Here is a 436-nt window from a genome sequence, read left to right as displayed (position 1 = left end):
CGCCGCCCCCCAAACTTTTTTTACTTATCTTTTCCGTCCTCGCTTTCTTATTTCTAACCCCCCCCCCCCCCCCCCGGGCGCCCCCCGCCGCCCCGCCCCCCCCGCGCCCCCCCCCCCCTTCTCGCTGTCCGCTGGGTACGGTGCCGGCTCAGGCGGTCTGGTCGGCCGTAGCCCGCTGCGCGTAGAGGTTCTTGAACTGCGGCATCACCTGCTGGAGCAGCGCGGTCGAGCGCGGGTGGTGCACGTCGTGCTTGTCGGCCAGCGTGATGTCGAGGGCCTCCACGCTCGGGTACTCCCCCTGCTGGTCCGTCAGCGCGCTGAACTCCTCGTAGGCCCGGTTGGCGAAGTCCTCGTCCTCCTGGGACCACGTCTCCAGCTGCGAGGCCTCCTCGGGGACGGCGGCAGCGGGCGGCTCGGGGAGCGGGGCCCGGTCCGG

At 71.6% G+C, this 436-nt stretch carries 1 pseudogene; it reads right to left on the bottom strand.

What is annotated here, in order from left to right:
* Positions 1-148: 148 nt before the first annotated feature.
* Positions 149-436 (bottom strand): annotated as a pseudogene (locus JS521_RS13935) (DUF2637 domain-containing protein); the annotation flags it as partial.

Source organism: Streptomyces durocortorensis (assembly GCF_016901035.1).
Lineage (GTDB): Bacteria > Actinomycetota > Actinomycetes > Streptomycetales > Streptomycetaceae > Streptomyces > Streptomyces durocortorensis.
This window is presented reverse-complemented; position numbering and strand designations above follow the sequence as displayed.